Below are 5949 nucleotides of genomic sequence, written 5' to 3'. Positions count from 1 at the left end.
CTTACAAACATTGCATCTCGCCTAACAAAATGGCATCTCATTTTACAACTCACCTACAAAGTAATCTCTTCTGTTAATCTTTTAGTAACTCTCTTGACTTAAACTTAACAATTACATATAATGGAGAAAAAAGGAAATACACAAAACATACTAAAATTTGACAAAATAAGGGGCGTAATGATCTAAAAGAGGTATCTACAGTTCCATTTTAGTAGAGAATACCGCAGAGTTTTATGTAATGGATCAGGAGGAAATAGAAAGTTAAAAAAATGAATAAAAGGAGTGGATATATGGCGACGATTGCGTTATACTCAAAGAAAATAGCACAAATGTCTGGTCTACTTGGAGAGACAAAGAAAACAGTCAATGATTACAAATCAGAATTATTTTCATTAAAAACAAAGGCACTAGCAATCAAGCAATCTATATGTAATATGGAAGATGTTATAAGCTCCATACAGGCATCTACAAGTGTACAGGAAGAGAAAGTTGACTCAATAGAACAAGTGAGAGTGAACAGTGAACAGTTTGTAGAGGATACCTATCGCATAGACGGTAATGTAGCGGATCTTGTGAATAAACGAAAAGATGATTTTTATGATCAATACAAGTACTTAAAACCAGACTGTGAGAAGAATGGGTGGGAAAAGTTTAAAGATGGTTGCAAGAAAGTAGGAGAATGGTGTAAAGAACATTGGAAAATTATAGTGACTGTTGTTCTGGTGATTGCAGCGATTGCGGTAATTGTGGCGACAGGCGGATTGGTATTAGGACCGATTCTTACGATATTAGTACAAGCAGCAAAAGGACTAGTAGCGGGAGCAGTTATCGGCGGCCTAATAGGTGGATTATCCAGTGTAGCTGCAGGAGGCTCTTTCTTTGATGGCTTTGAAGAAGGAGCATTCTCAGGAGCTTTTATAGGGGCATTGTTTGGAGGAATTGGTGGTATAGGACAAGTAGTTGGAAAATCATGCAATGTGTTGAAACACCTTGGTAAAATAGCAAAGATAGTTCCTACAGTTTCAAAAATATCTGGTGGAATATCACTTGGAATGGCAGGCTTTGACTTACTATCGTTGGGCGTAAGTCTATTTGATCCAAAAAATCCTCTAGTACAGTTTAATAAAAAACTACATTCAAGTAAGCTATATAATGGATTCCAAATAACTGTAAGTACATTGGCTATATTCACGGCTGGTTTTACTAAGGGAATGAAGAACCCAATATGTTTTGTAGCAGGAACGATGATATTAACTGCGATGGGATTGAAAGCGATTGAAACCATTCAACCAGGAGACCAAGTATTAGCAACGAATCTAGATACATTCCAAACAGAGAAAAAGAAAGTTGTTGAAACATACATAAATAAAACATCTTGTATAGTACAGATATCAATTCAAGACGAAGTAATATGCACAACTATGAATCACCCATTTTATGTGAAAGGACAGGGTTTTGTATCCGCCGGGAAACTTTCAATTGGTGATGAGATTATGAATGCATACGGTGGTAGTTATCCAGTAGAATGTATTGAGTTTGAAGAAAAACAAGAAACCGTGTATAATTTTCAAGTAGAAGATTATCATACGTATTATGTTGGAGAAGGTAGTGTACTGGTTCATAATGATTGTGATACTTTAGCACATAATAGAGCTCAAGGAAAGGCGTTTGAAGAACAAGAATTTCCAAAATTTGATGATAAAACAGTTAATGCACAAGAACAAATAACTATTAAAACCAGTGATGGAACAAAAATTCGTGTTGATGCTATTGGTGAAGATCCAGTAACTGGTAATGTTGTTATTAATGAATTTAAATCATCACAAACAGCACCGTTAACATCAAATCAAAAAATAGGATTCCCTGAATTGGAAACAGGTGGAGGAACTGTGGTTGGTAAAGGAAAAGGTACATTCACAGGTGGATATAATATTCCTGCAGGAACTCAGGTGGAAATAGTTAGACCACCATTGGAATGATAGATAGGAGGAAAAATGTCAGTTATTGAAAAAGATAAAATTGATGGGATAGGAAAAAGCAAAAGTAATAAAGAATTGTTATTTTTAATTACAGACCATCTTGATTGGTCTGACGAACGTTACCATTTGGTTACATTGCAAGATAAGATTAATTCCTATGTTTTATATATTGAATCTGAACAGTTCAAGGAAATTTATCCTGATGATGAATTTGATTTTTTTACTATTGAAATTCATTTTAAACATCCAATCATAGAGAAATGTTCTCAATTTTTAGATGTAGTTGCTAAACAGCTTGGTCAATATGCTATTAAAATATCAGCTCAAACCAATTGATTTATAGAAAGGATTGGACAATGAAGAAAGAGCAAAAAAGTGTGATTAAGATACTTGAGAAAAGTTTAGTTAAAACCTTGCGTATGGTAACATCACAATATAATTGTAAAATAGTCTCTAATTGTATTTATAAGGGACTGGGTGAATTCTTTACGCATGCTGTATTTTTTGTACGAGTGGTTGATGGAGAATTTAAGTTGGTTGTCCGGTATTATATTAAGACTTATGAAGAGGATAATTTATTTTGGACTATTTTCAATATGCCAGATAATATAAGTCAAAGAGAGAGTTTGAGATCTAATGGAGCGTTTGTAGTCCAATCAATACAATTAGCTGAAAGTCAATATACGATTACGATAAATAGTGATTTAGATTCAATATCTAAAACTGTATTAGAAGAATTTGAGATAAGAATTGGAAAATTTCTTGAGTCAATAAACTTTAGTCATGAAGAATATTATCAGTATATTCTTCATAAAGAGAATTTTTTAAGTGAAAAGCTCAAAAAAATGTTGGCATATATCCTACTTAATGAATCAGATAGGGCTTTATGTTTAGCAAAGGCTGAGATCAAACAAGGGAACCGAGGGGGATATCAAAATGATGGAAAAGATATTTATCAGTATGTTGTAGAGTATTGTAAATCTCATAGTCCTGAGATGTCCTAATATTCTAAAAAACGCTCTAAGTAATACCCACGTAATACTCACCGTGCTTAAATATATAGTAAATTCAGCTATTTGGCTTTCTTATTCAAGAAGCTGCTGATAACGGTAAGTTGTTGCATCTTATGCAGATCGTCAAATCGTGATGAAAGATGGAAAATTATTAGTGACAATGATATTGAGGAGGCAAACATTTTATCTCCTAGCTAACACTAAATATATTTTAGGGAAGATATTTAATTCAATTACATATATTTCACAGAATGTTCGCAGTTTTAACAAACTCCGAACATTTTTCTTTGTTATAATAGTAGTAGAATGTATATTAAAGGGTGGATAGGTTGGAAATCTAAAATTGCAGGAAAACTAGGAGGTAAAGAATGAGAGGGAAACAAATAGCAATTATCATTCCAGCGTTTGATCCAGATGATAAACTATTACTGTTATTAGAAGAATTAACAATTAGTTTACATAACATAAAGCTAATTGTTGTTAATGACGGAAGCAAAGAAGAAACAAACGAGATTTTTAGAAAGGCAGAGGACTATAGTATTGTGCTAACCCATAGTAAAAACTATGGAAAAGGAAGAGCAATTAAAACTGCATTGACTTATATTCAATTGAATGAACCAGAAGATACAATTGTTGTTATTGCTGATGCAGATGGGCAACATACAGTAGAAGATATCAATAAGGTTGCTGAGGCAGCAGGTGACGATTGTACATTAGTTTTAGGAAGTCGTTCTTTTGTCGGTAATGTACCAGCTCGTAGTCAGTTCGGTAATACGTTAACTAGAGGAATTTTTCGTTTAGCAACAAAGGTTTCTGTTAAAGATACACAGACAGGGCTTCGTGCATTTGCATATAGCATGATTCCATATCTTAAAAGTATCGAAGGAGATCGTTATGAATACGAGATGAATGTATTATTGCAATGTGCTAGAGATGGTATCGCTTTAAAGGAAGTTCCAATTGAAACGATTTATCTAGAGGGAAACCAATCATCACATTTTCGGGTGATTAAAGATTCTTATCGAATTTACAAGGAGATAATACGATTTTCATGTTCTTCGTTACTTTCATTCTTAATAGACTATGGAATGTTTAGTATATGGAATGTGATCTTTGGAGCACTAGGTATGCATCAAGTGATTGCAATGAGCAATCTAGGGGCGCGTTTTATTAGCTCGATATGTAATTACACGATGAATAAGAAATATGTATTTAAGGATAAAGAGAGTGTACATAGTTCAGCAGTAAAATATTTTACTTTAGTTGTTGCAATTTTAGCTATGAATACTTTGCTGCTGATGATACTGGTTCATACGATATTGCCAAATCCTTATGCAGCAAAGATAATTGTAGAAATAATAATGTTCATAGTAAGTTATTATGTGCAGAAGCATTTTGTATTTCATAATAATAGAAAGGAATCTGTAATTTATGATCAAGTTAAGAATGAAAAATAAACCGCATAAAGATATGTCCGTACCAGCAATGATAATAATGGATGTGGTTTTGTATCTGATTTGTATGGGTGCATTTTTGCAGTATTATTATTTCCTACCACATCATTATAACAACACAGGTAGAGTAGTGACTACGTCAGATTCTACCACACAACAATTTGCATTATCTGACGAAGATGAATCAAGTGAAGTATCTACCTCAGATACAAGCAAAGGGAATAGAGGTGGACGAGGAGATAAGCCAGGAGATAGTCGATCTGAGAAAACTCCAAATGCAGTTAAGAATGAGAATACTAGTCAACAACAGTCTGATGAAAATTCTGGTGATAGCATGAAAAACAGTATCAAAACTAGCGAAGAGATACAAACTTATGAAGATGACAAGGTAAGTCTTACAGTCAACAAGGTTAGCACTGGAACAGGGTCTGACAAGGTTACCTATTATGTCGCGGATGTAAAGGTAAGTAACATTTCTTATCTTCGTACTGGATTTGCATCAGGGGAATATGGTAAGAACATAAGAGAAAGTGTACAGGATATGGCTAAGGATTATAATGCTATATTAGCTATGTCAGGTGACTATTATGGAAATAGTGATTCAAGCGTCGTTATACGAAATGGTGTCTTATACCGAGATGATATAATTGGAACGGATATATGTGTCCTATTTTCAGATGGAACAATGAAGACATATTCACCAGATGAATTTGATGTGGATGAAGTAATTGCTGCAGGTGCTTGGCAGGCATGGAACTTTGGACCATCACTACTTGATGATAATGGAGAGGTAGCGACTTCATTCAATACAACTTCGTATCTGAATGGCGAGAACCCAAGGGCGGCTATTGGTTATTTGGAACCAGGGCATTACGTATTAGTAACAGTTGATGGGCGTGATGAAGGGTATAGTAGAGGTGTTACTTTAAGTGAATTATCAGGAATTATGTCTTCTCTTGGCTGTAAGGTAGCATATAATCTTGATGGAGGGAAATCCGCTGCTATGGTTTATGATGGCGAATATGTGAATCAGCCAGCAGATGGAGGAAGAACCATTAGTGATATCATCTATGTTGGAGAAGAATAGAAAGGTAGGTAATAGAAAATGAGTGGAAAGATACTGCCTCATATTGTAATAGTATTAGCAGCTATGTTTATAACATTTTGGATTTTAGATCAGTTTAATCCAGTTATGAATTTTATTAATAATTCCATATCTAATGTATTGTTATTATCGTTTAGTATTTTATCCTTGGTAAATGGGATTTTTTCGATTGCTTGGTATAGAAAAAGTAAAAAAAGAAATGGTCACGAAGGTGAAGAAACAATCGGATAATAGAATTGCTGGGGGTGTAACTAATTACTTTTTAGTTACACCCTTTTATAATAACGTTCTATTTTTTATTTGACTTATCCCACACAATTCCATCTATTGAAAACCAGGGCTCATTATCATAAATAACTTCAAATTTGCTGATGGTATCATCTTTTAAAGTACAACTC

6 protein-coding genes are annotated in these 5949 nt (G+C 33.9%); all 6 read left to right on the top strand.

The genetic code is table 11. The annotated features are described in order from the left end of the window. The first annotated feature begins 290 nt into the window (after positions 1-290). The 6 genes from ACW2QF_RS16820 to ACW2QF_RS16795 all read left to right on the top strand — a co-directional run bounded on the left by ACW2QF_RS16820 (position 291) and on the right by ACW2QF_RS16795 (position 5782). Complete coding sequence (locus tag ACW2QF_RS16820; RefSeq protein WP_455717170.1) at positions 291-1979, top strand: polymorphic toxin-type HINT domain-containing protein; 1689 nt, start codon at positions 291-293, stop codon at positions 1977-1979. A 15-nt stretch (positions 1980-1994) separates the two neighbouring features. Further along, a complete protein-coding gene (locus ACW2QF_RS16815) occupies positions 1995-2315 on the top strand; it encodes a DUF6572 domain-containing protein (protein WP_455717169.1) in 321 nt (106 codons plus the stop codon). Positions 2316-2335: 20 nt separating this feature from the next. Then, entirely contained in the window at positions 2336-2983 is a 648-nt protein-coding gene (locus ACW2QF_RS16810; RefSeq protein ID WP_455717168.1) for a hypothetical protein, read from the top strand. A 377-nt stretch (positions 2984-3360) separates the two neighbouring features. Further along, positions 3361-4449, top strand: a complete 1089-nt coding sequence (locus ACW2QF_RS16805; protein WP_455717167.1) for a GtrA family protein — start codon at positions 3361-3363, stop codon at positions 4447-4449. Beyond that, positions 4424-5533: a phosphodiester glycosidase family protein gene (locus ACW2QF_RS16800; RefSeq protein WP_455717166.1), complete on the top strand. Its 1110-nt coding sequence runs from the start codon at positions 4424-4426 to the stop codon at positions 5531-5533. The genes ACW2QF_RS16805 and ACW2QF_RS16800 overlap by 26 nt, the downstream gene beginning before the upstream one ends. Before the next feature lie 18 nt (positions 5534-5551). After that, a complete protein-coding gene (locus ACW2QF_RS16795; RefSeq protein ID WP_455717165.1) occupies positions 5552-5782 on the top strand; it encodes a hypothetical protein in 231 nt (76 codons plus the stop codon). Positions 5783-5949 lie beyond the last annotated feature (167 nt).

It is taken from the genome of Anaerosporobacter sp. (assembly GCF_965301125.1).
The sequence above is the reverse complement of the archived record's forward strand: the minus strand, read 5'-3'. Positions and strand labels throughout refer to the sequence as shown.

Bases quoted from the DNA above. Each gene is read 5' to 3' on its own strand.
- ACW2QF_RS16815 (WP_455717169.1), top strand. From the start codon at position 1,995: ATGTCAGTTATTGAAAAAGATAAAATTGATGGGATAGGAAAAAGCAAA.
- ACW2QF_RS16795 (WP_455717165.1), top strand. From the start codon at position 5,552: ATGAGTGGAAAGATACTGCCTCATATTGTAATAGTATTAGCAGCTATG.
- ACW2QF_RS16805 (WP_455717167.1), top strand. From the start codon at position 3,361: ATGAGAGGGAAACAAATAGCAATTATCATTCCAGCGTTTGATCCAGAT.
- ACW2QF_RS16810 (WP_455717168.1), top strand. From the start codon at position 2,336: ATGAAGAAAGAGCAAAAAAGTGTGATTAAGATACTTGAGAAAAGTTTA.
- ACW2QF_RS16820 (WP_455717170.1), top strand. From the start codon at position 291: ATGGCGACGATTGCGTTATACTCAAAGAAAATAGCACAAATGTCTGGT.
- ACW2QF_RS16800 (WP_455717166.1), top strand. From the start codon at position 4,424: ATGATCAAGTTAAGAATGAAAAATAAACCGCATAAAGATATGTCCGTA.